Annotated in this window: 16 protein-coding genes and 1 tRNA gene; 16 read left to right on the top strand and 1 reads right to left on the bottom strand. The window is 47.5% G+C overall.

Going from position 1 to position 20,312, the window contains the following annotated elements; all coding sequences use genetic code 11:
• Window positions 1–76 precede the first annotated feature (76 nt).
• From nuoG to BGP75_RS09920, 16 genes are all read left to right on the top strand, one after another.
• Window positions 77–3,025: an NADH-quinone oxidoreductase subunit NuoG gene (gene nuoG, locus BGP75_RS10000; RefSeq protein ID WP_076718319.1), complete on the top strand. Its 2,949-nt coding sequence runs from the start codon at window positions 77–79 to the stop codon at window positions 3,023–3,025.
• The gene (gene nuoH, locus BGP75_RS09995; protein WP_076718317.1) at window positions 3,018–3,971 is read left to right on the top strand and encodes an NADH-quinone oxidoreductase subunit NuoH; all 954 of its coding nucleotides are present in this window, start codon (window positions 3,018–3,020) and stop codon (window positions 3,969–3,971) included. The genes nuoG and nuoH overlap by 8 nt, the downstream gene beginning before the upstream one ends.
• A gap of 163 nt (window positions 3,972–4,134) precedes the next feature.
• The gene (gene nuoI / locus BGP75_RS09990) at window positions 4,135–4,650 is read left to right on the top strand and encodes an NADH-quinone oxidoreductase subunit NuoI (RefSeq protein WP_076718315.1); all 516 of its coding nucleotides are present in this window, start codon (window positions 4,135–4,137) and stop codon (window positions 4,648–4,650) included.
• Window positions 4,647–5,267, top strand: a complete 621-nt coding sequence (nuoJ, locus tag BGP75_RS09985; protein WP_076718313.1) for an NADH-quinone oxidoreductase subunit J — start codon at window positions 4,647–4,649, stop codon at window positions 5,265–5,267. The genes nuoI and nuoJ overlap by 4 nt, the downstream gene beginning before the upstream one ends.
• Window positions 5,267–5,575 carry an NADH-quinone oxidoreductase subunit NuoK gene (nuoK, locus tag BGP75_RS09980; protein WP_076718311.1) on the top strand — a complete coding sequence of 103 codons (309 nt, stop codon included), beginning with the start codon at window positions 5,267–5,269 and terminating at the stop codon, window positions 5,573–5,575. Before nuoJ ends, nuoK begins: the two co-directional genes overlap by 1 nt.
• Before the next feature lies 1 nt (window position 5,576).
• Window positions 5,577–7,418 carry an NADH-quinone oxidoreductase subunit L gene (gene nuoL / locus BGP75_RS09975; protein ID WP_076718309.1) on the top strand — a complete coding sequence of 614 codons (1,842 nt, stop codon included), beginning with the start codon at window positions 5,577–5,579 and terminating at the stop codon, window positions 7,416–7,418.
• A gap of 121 nt (window positions 7,419–7,539) precedes the next feature.
• The gene (gene nuoM / locus BGP75_RS09970) at window positions 7,540–9,240 is read left to right on the top strand and encodes an NADH-quinone oxidoreductase subunit M (protein WP_076718307.1); all 1,701 of its coding nucleotides are present in this window, start codon (window positions 7,540–7,542) and stop codon (window positions 9,238–9,240) included.
• Window positions 9,237–10,736 carry an NADH-quinone oxidoreductase subunit N gene (locus BGP75_RS09965; protein WP_076718305.1) on the top strand — a complete coding sequence of 500 codons (1,500 nt, stop codon included), beginning with the start codon at window positions 9,237–9,239 and terminating at the stop codon, window positions 10,734–10,736. The genes nuoM and BGP75_RS09965 overlap by 4 nt, the downstream gene beginning before the upstream one ends.
• A gap of 116 nt (window positions 10,737–10,852) precedes the next feature.
• Window positions 10,853–10,936, top strand: a tRNA-Tyr gene (locus BGP75_RS09960).
• 201 nt (window positions 10,937–11,137) lie between these two features.
• Entirely contained in the window at window positions 11,138–11,851 is a 714-nt protein-coding gene (locus tag BGP75_RS09955) for a lytic transglycosylase domain-containing protein (protein WP_076718401.1), read from the top strand.
• Between the two features lie 228 nt (window positions 11,852–12,079).
• Window positions 12,080–12,499, top strand: coding sequence for a PilZ domain-containing protein (locus tag BGP75_RS09950; protein ID WP_083704733.1), 420 nt, complete (start codon window positions 12,080–12,082; stop codon window positions 12,497–12,499).
• A gap of 121 nt (window positions 12,500–12,620) precedes the next feature.
• Complete coding sequence (gene kdsA / locus BGP75_RS09945; protein ID WP_076718396.1) at window positions 12,621–13,463, top strand: 3-deoxy-8-phosphooctulonate synthase; 843 nt, start codon at window positions 12,621–12,623, stop codon at window positions 13,461–13,463.
• A 36-nt stretch (window positions 13,464–13,499) separates the two neighbouring features.
• On the top strand, window positions 13,500–15,575 hold the full coding sequence (locus tag BGP75_RS26785) for an SUMF1/EgtB/PvdO family nonheme iron enzyme (RefSeq protein WP_076718303.1): 2,076 nt from the start codon (window positions 13,500–13,502) through the stop codon (window positions 15,573–15,575).
• A 227-nt stretch (window positions 15,576–15,802) separates the two neighbouring features.
• On the top strand, window positions 15,803–16,783 hold the full coding sequence (locus BGP75_RS09935; protein ID WP_076718301.1) for a malate dehydrogenase: 981 nt from the start codon (window positions 15,803–15,805) through the stop codon (window positions 16,781–16,783).
• A gap of 144 nt (window positions 16,784–16,927) precedes the next feature.
• Window positions 16,928–18,259, top strand: a complete 1,332-nt coding sequence (locus BGP75_RS09930) for a TAXI family TRAP transporter solute-binding subunit (protein WP_076718299.1) — start codon at window positions 16,928–16,930, stop codon at window positions 18,257–18,259.
• 18 nt (window positions 18,260–18,277) lie between these two features.
• Window positions 18,278–19,576, top strand: a complete 1,299-nt coding sequence (locus BGP75_RS09920) for an ankyrin repeat domain-containing protein (RefSeq protein WP_143821032.1) — start codon at window positions 18,278–18,280, stop codon at window positions 19,574–19,576.
• A 274-nt stretch (window positions 19,577–19,850) separates the two neighbouring features.
• Here the strand turns inward: BGP75_RS09920 and tnpA are convergent, their stop codons facing one another.
• A complete protein-coding gene (gene tnpA, locus BGP75_RS27030) occupies window positions 19,851–20,000 on the bottom strand; it encodes an IS66 family insertion sequence element accessory protein TnpA (protein WP_158070089.1) in 150 nt (49 codons plus the stop codon).
• Window positions 20,001–20,312: the final 312 nt, after the last annotated feature.

Below are 20,312 nucleotides of genomic sequence, written 5' to 3'. Positions count from 1 at the left end.
AAAGAATACTGGATTAACACTGATTACAGGCTGTAACTGATCGAAAACAAAAGCTCTACCAAAGCGAGAACGAGTGATGGCAACAATCACCATTGATGGCAAAAGCTACGAAGTTGGAGAGGGACAAAACCTGCTTCAGGCTTGCCTGGGCCTGGGTCTGAATCTGCCTTACTTTTGCTGGCACCCAGCCCTGGGTTCGGTCGGGGCCTGTCGTCAATGTGCATTAATTCAGTATCAGGATGAAAACGATCAACGGGGGCGTCTGGTGATGGGTTGCATGACACCCGTTACCGATGGCCAGTTGCTTTCAATCAACGCAGATAATGCCGTTAATTTCAGAGCCGGTGTCATTGAGGCACTGATGACTAACCACCCCCATGATTGCCCTGTCTGTGAAGAAGGCGGGGAGTGTCACCTGCAAGACATGACTGTCATGAGTGGTCATCACAGCCGTCGCTATGAAGGTTTAAAACGTACCTTCAGCAACCAGCAACTGGGTCCTTTTATTAATCATGAAATGAATCGCTGCATCACCTGCTATCGCTGTATACGCTATTACCGGGATTATGCAGGAGGGGAAGATCTGCATGCGATGGCTTCACGCAACAAAACCTACTTCGGCCGCTTTGAAGACGGGACTCTGGAAAGCGAGTTCAGCGGTAATCTGGTCGAAGTCTGCCCCACAGGGGTGTTTACCGATAAACCCCTGAGTAAACATTACAGCCGTAAATGGGATCTACAATGTGCTCCATCAGTTTGCGTACATTGCAGCCTCGGCTGCAACATCAGCCCCGGTGAGCGCTATGGTGTTCTAAAACGAATTCAGAACCGTTACAACTCAGAGGTGAATGGCTATTTTCTCTGTGATCGAGGCCGATTTGGCTACGATTTTGTCAACCACACTGATCGCCCCCGAGCCCCAATGATAAGGGACACCCGCAGTCAACCCTTAGAAACGGAGAGCCTTCCACCCTGGAGGGAAATTACCCCGGCAGAAGGAATAGGCCAGCTCGGCACACTGCTGGCAGATGAGCGAATTAAATGGATCGGTATTGGTTCGCCCCGGGCAACGCTGGAGTCTAATCTGGCATTAATGCATATGGTCGGTAGCGATCACTTCTTCTCTGGACTGAACCGACAAGAAGAAGACCTCAATCAGTTAATGCTGAAACTCTTGCGTAGCGGTCACGGAGACGTCATTTCCATGGCTCAGGTGGAACAAGCCGACGCGATATTTATTCTCGGCGAAGATATCACTCAATCCGCACCTCGACTGGCATTGAGCGTCCGTCAGGCAATACGAAGCGCAGGCCGGGCAAAGGCGGCAGCCATAGGAATCCCCCCGTGGCAGGATCAAGCCGTACAGATCGCCGGTCAGAATAACCTCTATCCGTTGTATTTAAGCTGTAGTGGTTCCACCAAACTGGATACTCTTGCGAAGGCCACCTATCGAAGTTATCCACTGGAACAGGCCAGGCTGGGTTTTGCAGTGGCCCAGGCTATTTGCGATGAAGCCCCCAGAGTAACCGGATTAACCAAAGAACAATCCGGCCTGGCCGAACAGATCGCCACCGCGCTGGTCCAGGCAAAACATCCATTGGTCATTTCCGGTTCAGGGTCAAAATGCCCGGAACTGATAGAGGCTGTTGAACAAATTCTCTTTGCTCTCAGTAAAGTTAAGGAACAGGTCACACCTTGGGTCAATCTGGTATTCAGCGAATGCAACAGTCTGGGACTTGCCCTGCTCAATCATCGAGGTCATGAAAACTGTCTGGATGATGCCTTCAGTATCGCAGCTATCGATCATCAAGACAGTGACCCAACAAATAATCAGACGATCAACTCCACTGAAAATACAAACAGAGCCAAGCATCCATCGACTCAGATTGGCGTCATTATTCTGGAGAATGATCTTTATCAACGCGCCTCTGAGCCCTCTGTTAATGCCTTCTTTAATCATCTGGACTACCGCGTCCTCATTGATTATTTACCCAGCAAGACCCTCTCCCGGGCTGATCTGGTATTACCTTCAACAACATTTGCTGAGACCCAGGGGATAATCGTTAATAACGAAGGACGCGGTCAGTCACTGTTCCCTGTTTACCCGGTTCCTGACAAATTGAGGATGGGGTGGCAATGGCTTCAACAGGCGGATAAATCTGCTGACTCTCCTCTGGCGGAGCTTGATAGCCCTGAGAAGATGTTACGAAGCTGCATCGAAACCGAACCCATGCTGGCAAATTTGAAAATCGTTCTCGCTGATGAAAATATGCGCTTTGCAGGCATGAAAATGGCCCGAATGACTCACAGAGCCAGCGGCCGCACGGCTATGCGCGCACAGATCAGTGTGCATGAACCTAAGCAACCGAAGGATTCTGCATCAGCCTTAGCCTATACCATGGAAGGGGTACCATCGATGGTCATGGCGTCAGCCACACAAATGGCCAAGACCAGAGACGATCAAGCTCCCGGCAGCGGTTTAATGCCTTTTAGCTGGTTTCCTGGCTGGAATTCCAATCAATCAAATCATAAGTTTCAGCAGGAAATCACTGCCTCAGCCAGCGAAAAGTCCGCTGCCAAATCATCCTCAACCGGTATAAAACTCGCACTTCATACCCATACCGAATACCACGAAGACTGGAACAGCCCCCCTAAAAAAACCCGAGGTAAAGCAGACAGCCTACAACTGATAGCCATGGCAAAAATTTTTGGTAGTGACGAGCTCAGCATGAAAGCTGATGCCGTCATCGAGAGGAGCCTCCCTCCGGTTGTATCTCTTCACCCGGAGGATGCCAGAACGCACAATATTGAGCCCGGCGATCTGGTGCAAATTAATATTGACGGTAGCCACATACAGCTACCCGTCTCTATTTGCAGGGATCAAGCAAAGCGGACGGCCTTGATTGATGACAGTCATCCAGCTTTACAGGGACTTTTCAGTGATGGAGCAAGTATCTGGGTCAGCGTTCGATCTCTTGGTCCAAACCCAGTGATAGCCAGCGACAGGAGAGGAACCGATGTTTGATGTCATCCTGACCTTATTTGGCATTATTTTCACCATTTTAACGCTGATGGTGTTGGCAGCCATGCTAATTTGGGGTGAGCGAAGGTTGCTGGGTATTTGGCAAGACCGCCTGGGGCCTAATCGGGTGGGACCATTTGGTATTCTGCAAACCGCTGCAGATATGATTAAGATCTTCTTTAAAGAAGACTGGATTCCCCCCTTTGCTGAAAAAGCCGTATTTTTCTTCGCCCCTTGCGTGGTAGTTATCACCATGTTGATGGCCTTTGCCGTCGTCCCCTTCAGTCCATCTCTGGGGATTATCGATCTGAACATTGGCATTTTATTCTTTTTGGCCATGAGTGCTTTGGCGGGATACAGCACAATTCTCGCGGGTTGGTCCTCCAACAATAAATACGCCTTATTAGGAGGAATGCGTTCGGCTGCCCAGATGATCAGCTATGACGTATTCATGGGATTGTCGTTGATGGGCGTCGTAATGTTAAGTGGCTCCTTTAACCTGCGGGAAATCGTCGAAGCCCAGCGGGATGTCTGGTACATCATTCCACAGTTTGTCGGTTTCTGTATTTTTATGGTGGCAGGAATCGCTGAAAGTCATCGTTTACCTTTTGACCTGCCAGAAGCAGAGCATGAAATCATTGCGGGATTTCATACCGAATATTCTGGCATGAAATTCGGGCTGTTTTTTGTGGGAGAGTATCTGGGGGTCATTCTGATTTCTGCATTAACAGTGGTGCTGTTTCTCGGTGGTTGGCTGGGTCCGGTATTACCACCCTTTATCTGGTTCTGTCTGAAAACACTTCTGGTCATATTGTTCATTATTCTGTTACGAGCAGCGCTGCCGCGCCCTCGCTTTGACCAATTGATGGCCTTCGGCTGGAAATACATGTTGCCACTGGCATTGATAAATCTGGTCCTGACCGGGGCTATCGGGCTCGCCTTAGGCTAAGCGAAGCTCGGGAAAGTTTGAAAAATCAGTTTTGGAATACTGCTATACGAATAAATTGTGATGAGAGCAGACCTGGAAAATGTCGGAGACAAGAACGGATCCAAGCCAGGTAAACAAGGATGCCAATTCATAAGCATCATTTGAGACACAGGGGGTACAACCTATGTTGAGCCAGCTACGGACACTTTGGGAGGTGTTGAAACACACCACCACCAAAATAGACACCGTGGAATACCCTGATGAGCAGCCATATCTGGCTCCCCGCTATCGGGGCCGCATCGTCCTGACCCGTGACCCGGATGGGGAAGAGCGCTGTGTTGCCTGTAACCTTTGTGCTGCGGTCTGCCCGGTGGATTGCATAGCCCTGCAAAAAACAGAGGATGAGAATGGTCGATGGCGTGCCGAATTCTTTCGTATTAACTTTTCCCGCTGCATTTTTTGCGGCCTATGTGAAGAAGCTTGCCCTACTTACGCCATCCAACTTACGCCGGATTTCGAGATCTGTGAGTATCAGCGCCCGAACCTTATTTATGAGAAAGAAAATCTACTGATCAGCGGCACCGGAAAATATCCGAATTACAATTTCTACCGCAATGCCGGTAAAGATGTTGGCGTTAAAGAAAAAGGGGCGGGAGAGAACGAGGAGCAACCAGTGAATATTAAGGGTCTTCTGCCATGATAACGATCCTCTTTTACAGCGCTGCTATTATCGCTTTGTTCTGCACAATAATGGTAATCACCCGAACCCATGCTGTCCATGCTCTGCTCTATTTGATTGTCGCGCAGCTCGCCGTAGCACTCATTTTCTTTCTGCTGGGAGCCCCCTTTGCGGCAGCACTGGAAATTCTTGTTTACGCCGGGGCAATAATGGTGATGTTTGTTTTTGTAATCATGATGCTGAATCTTGGCCGAACAACCATCGAGCGAGAACGCCTCTGGTTACCTAATTCAGTCTGGTTAATTCCGACGGTACTGTGTGGCACCCTGTTATTAGAGTTACTTTTTGCGCTGGAAAACAATACAGCTCTGACGGCCCACTGGGTTAGTCCCAAAGAGGTAGGAATCACCCTCTTTGGTCCCTATTTGTTAGCAGTTGAATTAGCCTCAATGCTACTTTTGGCAGGGTTAGTCGGTGCTTACCATCTGGCACGCCCCTACCTGGAAAAACCGGATCGGGGAGAAAATGAATCCCCTCAGGGGATAGCTCTTTCAGCTCCTGACCCGATTGGCACCTCATCAGCAGAAAATAATCAACACCCCCCTCAACTATCCCCCTCAACAACAAGGAGGCAGTGATGAGCGAAGAACTGCTTAATCCAGGATTGGTGCTCGCAGCAATGCTGTTTTGCCTCGGGCTACTCGGTATCCTCGTTCGTCGAAACCTGGTCTTTATGTTGATGAGCCTGGAAATCATGCTAAATGCCGCCGCCCTGGCATTTGTCGTAGCAGGATCGGTCTGGCAGGAAGCTGATGGACAGGTCATGTTTTTGCTGGTGCTGGCCTTAGCGGGCTCTGAAGTCGCGGTGGGTCTGGCACTGGTTGTACAACTGCAACGCCGTACCAAAACCGTCGATATTGATACCCTGAACCGGATGAGGGGGTAGCATGCTGAAACTACTCTGGCTAATACCTGCATTACCGTTATTCAGCAGTATTATCCTGATTCTTACCCAGGGAAAACTGAGTAAAAATCGAGTAGCCTTTTTCGGGGTTGGCTCGGTCGGGCTGTCAGCGCTGATCACCATTTCATGCGCAATCAGTTTTAGTCTCGCCCCCGAGGGCAGTGTATACAGCCAAACTCTTTGGCAATGGATTGATGTTGTTGGTCTGCAACCCGCTGTGACACTCTACCTTGACGGGCTCTCGCTGGTAATGGCTCTGGTGGTCACCTGCATCGGTTTTTTGATCCATCTCTACGCTTCTGGCTATATGTACCCCGATAAAGATTACAGTCGTTTTTTTGCCTGTATGAATCTGTTCCTTGCATCCATGTTGATTCTGGTGCTGGCCGATAATCTGTTACTGCTGTACATGGGCTGGGAAGGCGTAGGACTGTGCAGCTATCTGTTAATTGGTTTCTGGTATCAGGACCCGGCCAATGGTCAGGCTGCTCGTAAAGCCTTTATTATCACCCGTGTCGGTGATACCGCTATGGCCATTGGGCTATTCCTGATCTTTCGGGAACTGGGAACCCTCAATATCCAGGAAGCAATGAATGAAGCCAGCAGACAATGGCCCCTTGGATCGATTTACGCCTCTCTTGCCGCTTTACTCCTGTTGGCTGGTGCTGTGGGTAAATCAGCTCAACTGCCGCTTCAAAGCTGGTTACCGGATGCAATGGCCGGCCCCACGCCAGTCAGTGCCCTGATCCACGCCGCAACAATGGTAACCGCAGGCGTTTACCTTATTGCCCGTACCCACGAGTTGTTCCTGCTAGCTCCTGATATCCAGATGCTGGTCGCGATAGTGGGTACCCTGACATTGCTATTGGCAGGTTTTAGTGCATTAACTCAAACCGATATCAAGCGTATTCTGGCCTATTCAACCATCAGTCAGATTGGCTACATGTTTTTAGCTCTGGGCGTAGGGGCTTGGTCTGCCGGTATATTTCACCTGGTCACCCATGCGTTCTTTAAAGCGTTGTTATTCCTGTCTGCCGGCTCAGTCATACTCGCATTACATCATAAGCAGGACATCCATGAGATGGGCGGACTCTATAAGCGCTTACCGTTTATTTTCTGCGGTTTCCTGATTGGGTCGGCCTGTCTGGCAGCACTTCCATTTACTTCTGGCTTTTTCAGCAAGGAGCCGATTCTGGCCCAGGCATGGCATCAGGCACCTTTACTTTGGCTGGGGGGATTGGTCGGCGCATTTCTTACGGCTTTGTATAGTTTTCGCTTAATCTTCATTGTGTTCTTTGGACCGGTTCGAACCGAACCTCAACCGCTGCATATGCCAGATAGGATAAAAATGAGGATGTCGGTATCTCTCCTGACATTGACAGCCTTAGCCTTATTTGGCGGACTCTTTTCACTGCCGCTGGAACGAGTCCTACCCGAATCTGATCCCCATGCGCCCGCCGGTATTGAAACGCTGAATATTTTGTTACCTCTGTTCGGAATCTATCTCGCCTATCATTTATTCCATCGTGATCCTGACAGGTTGCAACAACTGAAATCCAGGCCTGGATCAGAGAAAATACGCTTATTCTGGCTTGATGGCTGGGGATTTGATGGACTATACGATCGACTACTACGGTTCCCGTTTCTTCGCTTAGCTCATAGCTTACGAAACGATTTTGCAGATGCATTAAGCCACAGCACTGAAAAAGTCAGCAGTTACTTTCACGGATTGTTGTCCGAAACTCAAACCGGCCAGGTCCGCTGGTATGCCAGTATCATGGTGGCAGGCATCCTGGTGTTGATGGGTATAGGGGTGCTGAACTGATGAAAGCATTTGTTCAAACATCAGTATTTGCTGCGCATCACAGTGAGCGGCTTTTTCTTCCCGGAAAGATTTTCTCTGTGAAGCCATTCATACGGTTACCTCCAATAAAGGAGCTGTCACTATGTTGAGTGCTCTGATCCTTCTACTCTTAATTTCAGGAGCCCTGGCTTGGTATACCGGTCAAAAGAATCCTCAGTTATGCCGCTGGATCGCAACAGGATCTCTGGGAATGTTGCTGCTAATTACTCTGCCTTTTTTGCCTGAGGCACTATCTAGCCCAATTCAGTCGAACACTCTCAATCCAGGTATTCTTAACGGCCCGGATCATCGTATGAACTGGCTTGCATTCCAGCAAATTGATTGGATTCCCCGTTTTGGTATCAGTTTCTTACTTGCTTTGGATGGCTTGAGTTTATTACTGGTGATTCTCACCCTCGTGCTCGGCTTAGTAGCCGTCGCTGCATCCTGGAACGAAATCACCGAAAGAGTCGGGTTCTTTTACTTCAACCTGCTTTGGAGCCTGGCAGGAGTGCTCGGGGTGTTTATGGCCTTGGACCTGTTCCTTTTCTTCTTCTTCTGGGAAATCATGCTGGTTCCAATGTATTTCCTGATCGGTATCTGGGGACATGAAAACCGGCGCTACGCTGCAATCAAATTCTTTATCTTTACCCAGGCAAGCAGCTTACTGATGTTGATTTCTATTCTGGCCTTAGCTTTTCAGCATCAACAACAAATGGGAGTCTACAGCTTTAATTATTTCGATTTGCTAGGTAGCGGCGATCATTCCCTGTATGGGTTCTGGCTGATGCTGGGGTTCTTCATCGCCTTTGTGGTAAAGCTTCCGGCGTTTCCCCTCCATACCTGGCTACCAGATGCACATACCCAGGCGCCGACCGGCGGAAGTATTATTCTGGCCGGAGTACTGCTCAAAACCGGAGCCTATGGCCTGATCCGTTTTTTGATCCCCTTATTCCCCGGTAGCCTTGACTATTTTGCTCCCTACGCCATGGCCATCGGCGTGATAGGAATTCTCTATGCCGCTATCCTGGCTTTTACCCAGACTGATCTGAAGCGGCTAATCGCCTACACCAGTATCAGCCATATGGGATTTGTACTGCTTGGCGTCTATGCCTGGAACACCCTGGCACTGCAAGGAGCCGCCATGCAAATGTTAACTCACGGGCTCAGCGCTGCTGCACTTTTTATGATCGCAGGATCAATTCAGCACCGCATTCATACTCGTGACTTAGATAAAATGGGAGGATTCTGGAGTTCTGTTCCCAAGATCGGCTGTATCACCTTGTTTTTCGCCATGGCTTCGCTGGGCATGCCCGGGCTGGGTAATTTTGTCGGCGAATTCCTGGTGCTGATAGGCAGCTTCCAGGTCAATATCCCTATGACGTTAATCGCAACTCTCGGATTGGTTGCCGCTGCTGTCTACTCACTGATTATCATTCAAAAGGCATTTCACGGGCCTCCGAATACGGATGATATTACTCTGGACTTAAATAACCTGAAAGATTTTGATCGACGGGAAATGGCCGCAATGGGTGTTATGATTGTTGGCTTAATCTGGATGGGTCTTTACCCCCAACCATTACTGGATACGCTATCACCAGTCTTTTCTCAGCTGGAAGCATTTGTTTCGCTGTCAGCTACAGTAGACAAGGCTCACTGGGCGCTGCATTCTATTTCACAACAATCCCCTAATGAGTTGCTACCGTTAGAACAGTTGCCACCAGCCCCCTTCCCCCTGCAAGAAGCATCTTTACACCAGGTATTACCAGACCGGGGACAAGCAGTCATAGGAAGGCTCCCATGAATACCACGACCCTCTTCAGTTTATTACCACTGATAATCATCAGTATTGCACTGCTTACACTCATGATGATTATTGCCTTCAAACGTAATTCGACGTTGAGCTTTCAGGTTACGCTTAGCGGCCTGGCTGTAACCTTTGTCAGTTTGTTTATCGTCAGCGATATCTTGCCCCAGCAAGCCACCCCACTATTGATAATCGATGGCTACGGATTGTTTTTTATGGGTTTGATATTAGTCACGGCTATGCTGCTGGTACCCCTTTGCCATGATTATTGGAGCCGCTACGCACAGGTTAGCGATGAGTTTTATCTGCTTTTTTTGATCTCTATTTTAGGCGCCATGGTACTTGTCTGCAGCAGTCACTTTGCCTCCCTCTTTCTGGGGTTAGAATTGCTGACACTGCCGTTAATCGTAATGGTGGGCTATCCATTTTTCAGCCAATACCATGCATCACTGGAGTCTGCGATCAAATACCTGATCCTCTCTGCTGCCGCATCAGCTACATTGTTGTTTGGTATGGCACTTATTTACTCTCAACTGGGGTCCATGGATTTTATGCCAGTGACGTACTCAGTCATCAATACTACCGGGCCTCATCAGGTCCTGGTTAAAGCCGGTGCAATGATGATCATTGTCGGTATCGCGTTTAAACTATCACTGGTCCCATTTCACCTCTGGACGCCCGACGTCTATCAAGGAGCACCACTACCCGCTACCGCATTTCTGGCGACCATATCCAAAGGAGCTGTCTTTGCAGTGTTATTACGCTATTACCTTACTGCTGAGATTTTTCTTACTAACTCACTGGTTTGGTCAATAGCTACTGTCGCAATCGCATCCATGCTGATCGGTAATCTACTGGCGCTGTTCCAGGAAAGTCTTAAACGTCTGCTGGCCTATTCATCGATTGCTCACTTCGGATACCTGCTCGTAGCTCTACTTGCAATCAGTCAGTCAGCAGGAGCGGGTATCGCCATAGAATCCGTCAGCTATTATCTGGTGGCTTATCTACTTTCAACTCTGGCGGCATTTGCCGTATTAATTCGGTTTCCAGAGTCACAAGACTCCACCGACCAACCGAAACTGGAGAATCTGCGAGGTTTGTTCTGGCGGCACCCGCTACTGGCAGCAATCATGTCCCTTGCCATGCTATCGCTGGCAGGCATTCCTCTAACCGTCGGCTTTATCGGAAAATTCTATATTTTTGTTGCAGCAGTAGAAGAATCGCTCTGGAAACTGCTACTGGTCGCAGTTCTCGGTAGCGCTATAGGACTGTTTTATTATCTCCGGGTCATCTTGGTAATGACCTATAAAGAAAGTGATCAAGCCGCGATTAAAGAACAGCCCACACAAGGGCAGATTCAACAAAACAGCTTACCAACGACTCAGGCTAGTCAATTTGCGTTGCTAGCCGTTGCATTTATAACGCTGATTCTTGGCGTGTTTCCGGCACCTTTGATTGATCTGATCAGGGATATGACCCGGAGTCTTTTCTAGAAAGCTTCTCTGGTCAATATAAAAACCTTAATCTTGAAAAGCCACTTTACATCATCCCTAATAATATCTACTATACGCGCCTCTCGACGTCCGGCAGTTCAAGGACAATGTCCTCTGGTGAGGTTCCCGAGTGGCCAAAGGGATCAGACTGTAAATCTGACGCGCAAGCTTCGGTGGTTCGAATCCACCCCTCACCACCATTCATTTGCTTTTTTCAATATTTAGTAGCTTCTTTTCAGTATTAGTAGTTCTTACGGCATCTCGAACCAACCCTTAGTCGTTAACCCCTATCAAACAAGGCCCTTCGGCCTCAGGCCTTCAGTGCGATTGGAGATCAAACCAACATCCGCTTTCAATCAAGGAGTGACGAAATCCTGTAAAAAGACTACTATTTGACTGTTATGCGTATAACTTTAACTCTTTTTGCAGTCTCAGCTTTTCTACTGGCTACATTTGTGCAGGCGGGAGATCCTGTACGTAAAATTATCCACCCTGACGGTGTTGTCGAATACACTAATCTTCCTGGCGGAAATGATACAAAAATTGTATACACCCAAAAAAAGCCTACCCACGGAGCCATCTACAAATATCGTCAATCAGATGGGGTACTCACCTACACAAACTTTAAACCCAATGAGGGGATAGAGTTTCAGGTTCTTAGATTTGATTGCTTTGCCTGTAATCCGACTTCAACTATAGATTGGTATAAAACGCGGCTGAACCTTAAAGCTTATCGCATTCAAATAAACAAGATGGCAGAAAAATATACTGTAGATCCTGCGCTAATTCGTGCAGTAATTCACGCCGAGTCATCGTTTAATCCTGTTGCAAAGTCCAGCCAAGGGGCACAAGGGTTAATGCAACTAATGCCAGCTACAGCAAAAGAGCTGGGGGTTGAAAACCCGTTAAACAGCGCAGAAAACATACAAGGAGGTACTAAATATCTTTCTAAATTGCTCAACTTGTACAATGGCGACATTCAACTCGCTACAGCGGCATACAACGCAGGACCCGGTGCTGTAAAGAAGTATGGAGGTATACCGCCTTATGTCGAGACCCAAACCTATGTAAAACGAGTCGCAATTCTTCACCAACGCTACCAAAAATCCCACTGATAACCGTAGCCGTCAGTTGTATTAAATGACCCTCGACTAAATTAAAAACTTACCGGCTGTATTTAAATTACCGACTAAACTTAAATAAAAATAAGATTCTGATAATTGAATTGAATTCATTGCTATTCATATTCTTGTGAGAAATTTACCTCTTCAGGTTTATAAAGAAGTCAACATGTTCTGCCGATAACCCATATATCGGTGATTCAAGGAAGGGAGAATTGAACGTTGATTACTCGGGAGCAATATATATCCCACCCTTATCAAATCCCCATTTGCCTGGAGAGCGCTGAAGCTTTCGTCTCTGAAACTCACGAGCCATTGAGCTATGGCGGGTTACGCTGCTGCTGGAAAGATAAAATAACTGTCGGTCGATTCTTACAGATATCTCTTCCTGAACTAGATCCTGATTTCTTTGCCGAGAGCCAGGTCATCTGGAGACGAGCACTGGATAATGGTTATGAACTTGGCTTGGTTTTTCTTGATCCTAACCAGGCTTATCAGATGAGAATGCTGGAGCAGGTTTGTTATATCAGCTGCTATCGACAGTGGATTTATCAACAAGAAGGCAGGAATTTGGATAAGGAGGAAGCCGCATTGGAATGGATCAATAAGTTTGCGGGACGATTCCCGAAAATAATTAGCTAAGACCCCCGCGAACATATCCATTGAATATCAGAACTCATTATTCCTGCAATTTTCTTTCTAGATTAATATAATGATCGTCCTATCCAAACGAATACCAGCTTTGGAAGAACGAGATTTCGAGATGCAAAAAACTGTTAAAGTTTCTGATTTGGAAATATCCAACGAACTACCCTTTGTCCTATTTGGAGGGATGAATGTTCTGGAATCCAGAGACATGGCCCTGACGATCGCCGAACAATACGTTGAGGTGACCCAGAGTCTTAAAATCCCTTATGTATTCAAGGCTTCTTTTGATAAAGCTAACCGATCATCCATCACTTCGTTTCGCGGACCCGGCCTGGAAGAAGGCCTGAAACTTTTAGAAGAAATCAAAACACAATTCAAAGTCCCTGTTATCACCGATGTGCATGAGCCCTGTCAGGCTGCCCCGACCGCAGAAGTTGCAGACATCATCCAGTTGCCTGCTTTTCTGTCACGACAGACTGATTTGGTGGTGGCTATGGCAAAAACCGGAGCGGTAATCAATATTAAGAAGGCGCAGTTTCTGGCCCCACAAGAAATGATGCATATACTAAAGAAATGTGAAGATTCGGGAAACAGTCGACTGATTCTCTGTGAGCGGGGCAGCAGCTTTGGTTATAACAATTTAGTGGTCGACATGCTGGGATTTTCAATCATGAAAAACATGGAATATCCGGTCATGTTTGACGCCACACACGCTCTTCAGATGCCAGGGGGAAGAACTGATTCTGCTGACGGGCGGCGGGCTCTTGTCGCACAGCTTTCTCGAGCAGGATTATCTCAGGGAATTGCCGGGCTATTTCTGGAAGCCCATCCAAATCCGAGTGAAGCCAAATGCGATGGTCCCTGCGCCCTTCCATTGGATAAATTGAGACCCTATTTGGAGCAGATGAAAGCAATAGATGATTTGGTTAAATCGTTCCCAGCTTTAACAACAGACTGAGATCAGGGCTACAGGATTAAGTAATAAGGAGAATCGATGGCAGACCCACGCCCCTTGGATTTCAGCTCATTGCGTAAAGGCATGGTGCTGGGACCGGAACACCACCAGTTCAAGCTTATAAAGCCAGTAAGCAATAGTCCTATTGGGCAGGTTTGGCACGCTCAGGATCTTTCCACGGCAGCCAAAGACAAAGAACCGGATAAGGTCGCTCTGGAAGTCATCAATCCATTATTGTTAAAAAGCAATGCTCTCGAAACCTTCAAAACTCAGGTAACGCTCTGCAAGCAATTGGATAATATCCATATCGCTAAAACCTATGGTTATTTTATGAGCAGGGAGGGATGGCTATTTACAGCAATGGAACCGATAAGTACTCGAAGCCTTGCCAAAATACTGATGGAAGATGGCTACCAGCACTTAAGTACAGAAAAAGCCCGAATAATCCTTATCCAGGTGGCCAAAGCCTTGGGTTACGCCCATAACAAACGTATCAGCCATGGAGACCTGACTCCCTGGAATATAATCATAACGCCTAAAACAGGCGCTAAGTTGGTTAATTTTGCATTCCGACAACCACTGCTTCAACAGATACAACAACAAGGAATGCGTATACTTAATACCGAATTTCATGCTCCGGAAGCCTTCGATCACGTACCATTGGCCAACAGTGCGGATATCTATTCATTTGCTTGTCTGACCTACCAGCTATTCACCGGTCATCCTCCATTCAGCCCTGAAGACCCCATAGATAGCCGGGATATTGAATCTCTGGAGCCACCTAAGCAACTTTCAGCTGAGCAATGGTCCGTTCTGAAACCCGCTCTCTCAGACAATCCCGGTGACAGGCCTGCCACCGCAGCAAAGCTAATGCAGGAGCTTTTCCCGCCGAAGACAGTCCAGTCCCCAGAGTCAGAAAGCCCTGCAGAATCTGGCAAAGGTATCTCAGATAAACTGAAAGGCAGTAAAAGCTCAGCTCGCTCGGCATTACCCCATATCTCATTTGCCCGTCTCGGAATTGCTGCCCTTATTTTTACTGCGGGTTTGATATCAGGCTATCTATTGGCAAGCTATTATCTTGATAAGCAAAACGAAGAACTTCTGGCTAAGTTTGCCGAAGTACAGAAAATACTGACCCTGACTCCCAGCTTGGAAAATAAAACACTCCTCAATCAAAAATTTGCAGAACTCAGAATATTGAATACTGATCCCGCTTTAATCTCTGCTATAGGTGCGCAAGTCGAAGGTTATAAGGTTCGTCTCCAAAACAAGAACGCTGAACGAAACAGACCCAAAAGCATTATCGTCTCAGACAGCGCAATAAAGCCGACGACTTCAAAACCTGAAGAAACAGAGCCAGGCTCAGCATTTACCAACGGTTCGGTATTTAAAGATGAAATTTTACCAAACATTTTTGGCCCTAACATGGTGGTTATACCCAGCGGCAAGTTTAAGATGGGAGACAGAAACCGGCGGGGAGATGATAATGAATTACCTATCCATCAAGTAACCATCCGTCGTCCATTTGCCCTATCACAGCATGAGATCACATTTGCCGAATATGACTTGTTTGCTATAAATACCGGTCGTCCCCTACCTGACGACGAAGGTTGGGGACGAGCAAACAGACCTGTTATCAACGTATCCTGGAACGATGCCAACGCCTATGCCGATTGGGTGCGCCGACAAACAGGTCTTGCTTATCGTCTCCCAACAGAAGCCGAATGGGAGTACTCTGCCCGAGCGGGTAGCTCAACAGCATTCTGGTGGGGAAACGACAAAGGCATTAATAATGCGGCCTGTGATGATTGCGGCAGCCAATTTGATGGGATTCAAACGGCTCCTGTCGGTTCCTTTAAAGCTAACCCCTATGGCCTCTATGATATGACCGGCAACATCTACGAGTGGGTATCGGATTGCTACAACGATAATTATGAAGATGCTCCCAATGATGGCTCAAGCTGGAACGTCGGACAATGTAACTATCGCGTTATGAGGGGAGGCTCCTGGTACGATATATCACGGCTGATTCGCTCAGCCAGCCGCTATCGCCATCCGGCAAATTCAAGTCGCAATAGCTGGGGATTTCGTTTGGCGCTTGATCTGGAAAATTAGCTGCTAACAGAAGCGCTCTACAAATGACATTTGCCATTTATAAGGTTACAAATTGATCCACTAATAACAGCGGTAATTAATTACAGTTTCGTTTTAGTAGATCATTGGTCTTATCCGCCTTTATGTGCATGGCAAAAAAACTCTTAATACTGCTATAATCCGCCCACTCTTTAAGAACCCGAGTTTAATTTCGGATTCTCTCATTCACCAAATTAAGGGGTTACTCCATGAAACAACCAGTTCGCGTTGCAGTCACCGGCGCTGCGGGTCAGATCAGTTACTCTCTACTGATTCGTATCGCTTCAGGCCAAATGTTAGGCGATGACCAGCCCGTTATTCTGCAATTGCTGGAGATCACTCCCGCACTGGACGCCCTCAAAGGCGTCGCGATGGAACTTGAAGACTGTGCCTTCCCATTGTTGAACGGTGTTGTTCAGACAGACGATCCTAATGTCGCCTTTAAAGATGCGGACTATGCACTGCTAGTAGGTGCTCGCCCACGTGGACCTGGCATGGAGCGTAAAGACCTTCTGGAAGCTAACGCAGCAATCTTCTCTGTACAGGGTAAGGCTTTGAACGATCACGCCAGCCGTGACGTCAAAGTATTGGTTGTAGGTAACCCTGCTAACACCAATGCTCTTATCGCTCAACAGAATGCCCCTGACCTGAACCCTGGTCAGTTCACTGCAATGACTCGCCTGGACCACAACAGAGCAGCGGCTCAGCTGGCTAATAAGACCGGCAAGCACGTCACAGATGTTAAAAAAGTAACCATCTGGGGTAACCACTCCGCGACTCAGTATCCAGATATCAGCACAGCGACTATTGATGGAAAGGCAGCCACTGAACTGGTTGAAGACAGCTGGTACAAAGAGGAATTCATTCCTGTCGTTCAGCAGCGTGGTGCTGCAATAATCCAGGCACGTGGACTATCCAGTGCCGCTTCTGCTGCTAATGCAGCCGTTGATCACATGCGCAGCTGGGCTCTGGGAACAGCTGAAGGAGACTGGGTCTCTATGGGTATTCCAAGTGACGGCAGCTATGACATCGCTGAAGGTTTGATTTATTCATTCCCTTGCACTTGTAGAGACGGTCAGTACGAAATCGTTCAGGGCCTTGAAATCAGTGATTTCAGCCGTGAGAAAATGTCTGCTACAGAGCAGGAGCTTTCAGAAGAGCGTGACGCCGTTAAGCACCTGTTCCCCTAAGCACACACTTAACTGGTAGTTTAAAAAGCCGCACCCGAGAGGGCTGCGGTTTTTTTTGTATCAATACTTAATGACTCCCTTTATCTGTTGATTATTAAGAGAAAGTGCACATAATTACTGTTAGTTATCGCAATGGCTAAGTAAATGTCCAAAGAATTAGAGCGTCATTATCGGAAAGAATCCTTCCTGCTATATGGTGGTGGTTTCTTATTAGTCCTTTTCGGATTTATTCTAGCTTATCAATTCGTTGAACCTGCACCACCTGATACCATCCGGATAGCTACTGGAAACATACAAAATGCCTATTATCGTTTCGGAACGGAGTATCGACAGGAACTGGCCAAGCAGGGTATCGAATTGGAAGTACTCGAAAGTGCCGGTTCTGTCGAAAACCTGGAGCTGTTAACCAGTGGTCAGGTAGATATAGCTTTTGTTCAGGGAGGTATAGAAGCCCCCAGCATCGAAAACTTGCAAACGGACCAGCATCCCAATTTGCAGTCCCTTGGAAGCCTCTATTTTGAACCCCTTTGGATATTTCATCGAAAAGGCATGGACCTTTCACTTCTTTCAGACCTAAAAAATAAGCGAATAGCAATTGGTTCTGGTGGCAGCGGTACCCGGCCGGTAGCCTTGCAATTACTTAAAGAAAATGGTGTCAATGAAGATAATGCTCAGCTGCTTCCCATTGGTGGTAACGATGCAGCCACAGCACTAACAAATAACACTGTCGACGTTATAATGATGGTAACCAGCCCCAGATCTCCTCTAATCCGACAGCTAATTGACAACAGTTCATTCAAGCTTTTCAGCTTCCAGCGAGCAGAAGCCTACAAACGCCGTCACCGATACTTATCCAGTGTCACCTTACCAATGGGTGTGGCAAACTTAGAACAGAATATTCCCGCTACCGATGTAACTTTGTTAGCGCCTACAGCAACATTGGTCGTACGAGACGACTTTCACCCTGCACTCTCAGCATTAATACTCCAGGCAGCGACAAAAAGTCATGGGAATGGAGGATTATTTGAGCAAACAGGAGAATTTCCATCGCGCCAGTTTGTCGACTATCCACTCAACGAAGATGCCGAGCGGTTCATTCGTTCAGGGCCTCCTTTCTTGCAGCGCTTCCTTCCCTTCTGGGCTGCGAATTTAGTTGATCGGCTAATCGTTATGTTGGTCCCTTTAGTTACACTGATGATACCTTTATCAAAAATTCTTCCCCCCACCTATCGCTGGCGAGTGCGCTCCAGAATTTACCGCTGGTACGATCAACTGCGCTCTTTGGACTTCAAAGCTGAAGAAATAGAAAACAGGCAGCAAGCTATACAACTCCTGGAGGAGTTGATAGAAATTGAGAAAGATGTGATGCGAGTAGTCGTCCCCAAATCCTATGCCGATACTCAGTATAATCTCCGCATACACTTACGACTGATACGTGAGCGCCTTGAACGAAAAATAGCGCAAACGAAATCGTGACACAGGCGCACCTCTAAAATGCATTCGATACGAAACTTCCTGAGACTGATTTTTGCCCCACTACTGCTTAGCACTCTATCAGGCCATGCATTGGCCATCGACAGCTGTGAAAAAGATGGCGAGGTCATCTTCACACGTGAATGTATTCAAGCCATGCTTGATCAGGAAGAAAAACCCAGCCAGACCGATACCCCTACATCCCAAACAAATATTGAAAGCAACCTTCCAACACCGCAGCCACAGCCACAGCCACAGCCACAGCCACAGCCACAGCCACAGCAAATTAAGGATCAGCTTCCCGTTGCAGAATTGCAACCTGAACCCAGAGCAGCAGAACTAACAGTCCCTGACAACAAGCCTGATCCGGAGACGACGCAAGCTCCGAAAACCCGGAGGATCATTGCCCCCCAATCTCTGGAACCGATAACAATCAACTCGATATGCAAGGCAATGGAGTTCTTAGAGGCGGCGCAATCAGGCAATCTTAATGCGCTTAAACGTTGTGGGACAGATCGGGATTTAGTAGAAACAACAGATAGCAGACCGAAAACAACGGGAAGAACAGCTCTGCACTGGGCAGTTAAAAACAATCACGCCAAAGTAGTCCAGTATCTTCTGGACATCCAGGCACCTCTAAATACTCGCTCCCGCTCAGACTTTGGTGGCTACCCCATCCACATTGCCGCTGATAACGGCAATATTGAAATGATTAATCTGCTGTTAGAAAGGGGGGCTTCAATTGCAGCCAGCGACCTGCTAAAGCAAACACCATTGCATCGAGCAGCCAGAGCCGGAAAACTCGAAGCGGTAGAATTATTTCTAAATAAGGGTGCTTCCATTGACGCCCAGGACCGTATAAGAAGAACTGCTATCATCGCAGCAAGCCAATCAAACAATCTGGCACTACTCAAATTGTTAATTAAACGTGACGCTGATGTAAACGCTCAAACATCCGGCGGAATGACTGCTCTCCATTATGCTTCTCAAAAATCCGCCTCAATGACACAACAGTTACTGAATGCAGGAGCGCAGATTAACGCTGAAAACGGTGAAGGCGACACACCACTATCTCAACTAATCACCACAAACATAGGGCATCATTGGCCCAGAATCCGTCTACTGGTTCAACGTGGTGCCAATCTTAATAACCGTAATCTAAATGGTCAGACAATCATAGATCTGAGCCTTTCCGAAAATCATCTACCGCTGTTTAAGCTACTGCTGGATAAAGGAGCAGAAACCAGTCAGATTCAACTTCATCAACTTAAAGGTAAACCGAAGTTTATTAAGGCTTTACAAGAAAAAGGGATCCTCTAAGAATCAATCACCTGTCCAACTGAGCGAGCGTTTTTGGTTACTCGTTGACATCATGGTGATCACCTTTGATTAAAGATCATGACCTTACCGGGCCAGCCACCCCTGCTACAAATGGAGTAAATTATCGCTGACGAAACGCACTAGCGCCAGTCTTCACAGCCTGAGAGAAACCTATGGGTATCCAGCCAACCTACTGTGAAATAAGCTGAGGCCATCGAAAAGCTTCTACCCTGGAATCAACATCCCGCCTGACCAAGGTGGGCTCCTTGATCGCCTACCTACAGCGATTTTTCCAGTAGGTCATCTGATGAGATTTCAGTCCATGCACACGGCAGTAATCGACTTGAGACTGACCGCTTTGCTTCCAGGCTTCAAGGTGCTGCTTCCAGGTATTACACAGGATTTCCAGTTCACTGGAAGTCATTATGATCTCCTTAATTCAAAGATCATGACCTTAGCTGGACGGTCATTGCTGTTAAAGGTGGGTTCCTCAATCCAGGGGATTTTAAATCGCAGCCATAAAAAAAGCCCCGTCCGTCAGGACGAGGCTTTCTCTGTTAGGCGCTTGGCGATGGAAGGTAAGCGATTGAGGAACCCACCTTGATTGGGTGGGTTTGTTATTCTAGGGTAGTCGGTTTTCTGTAAACTAGGACTCAGCTAAAGCCAAGGGTAAGTTGGGTTAGCGCAACGTAACCCAACAACAGCTTTTGATCAGGAGGGCTGATCGTTCCAGGGT

The sequence above is a fragment of the Motiliproteus sp. MSK22-1 genome (genome assembly GCF_001968815.1).
Classification (GTDB): domain Bacteria; phylum Pseudomonadota; class Gammaproteobacteria; order Pseudomonadales; family Balneatricaceae; genus Motiliproteus.
This window is presented reverse-complemented; position numbering and strand designations above follow the sequence as displayed.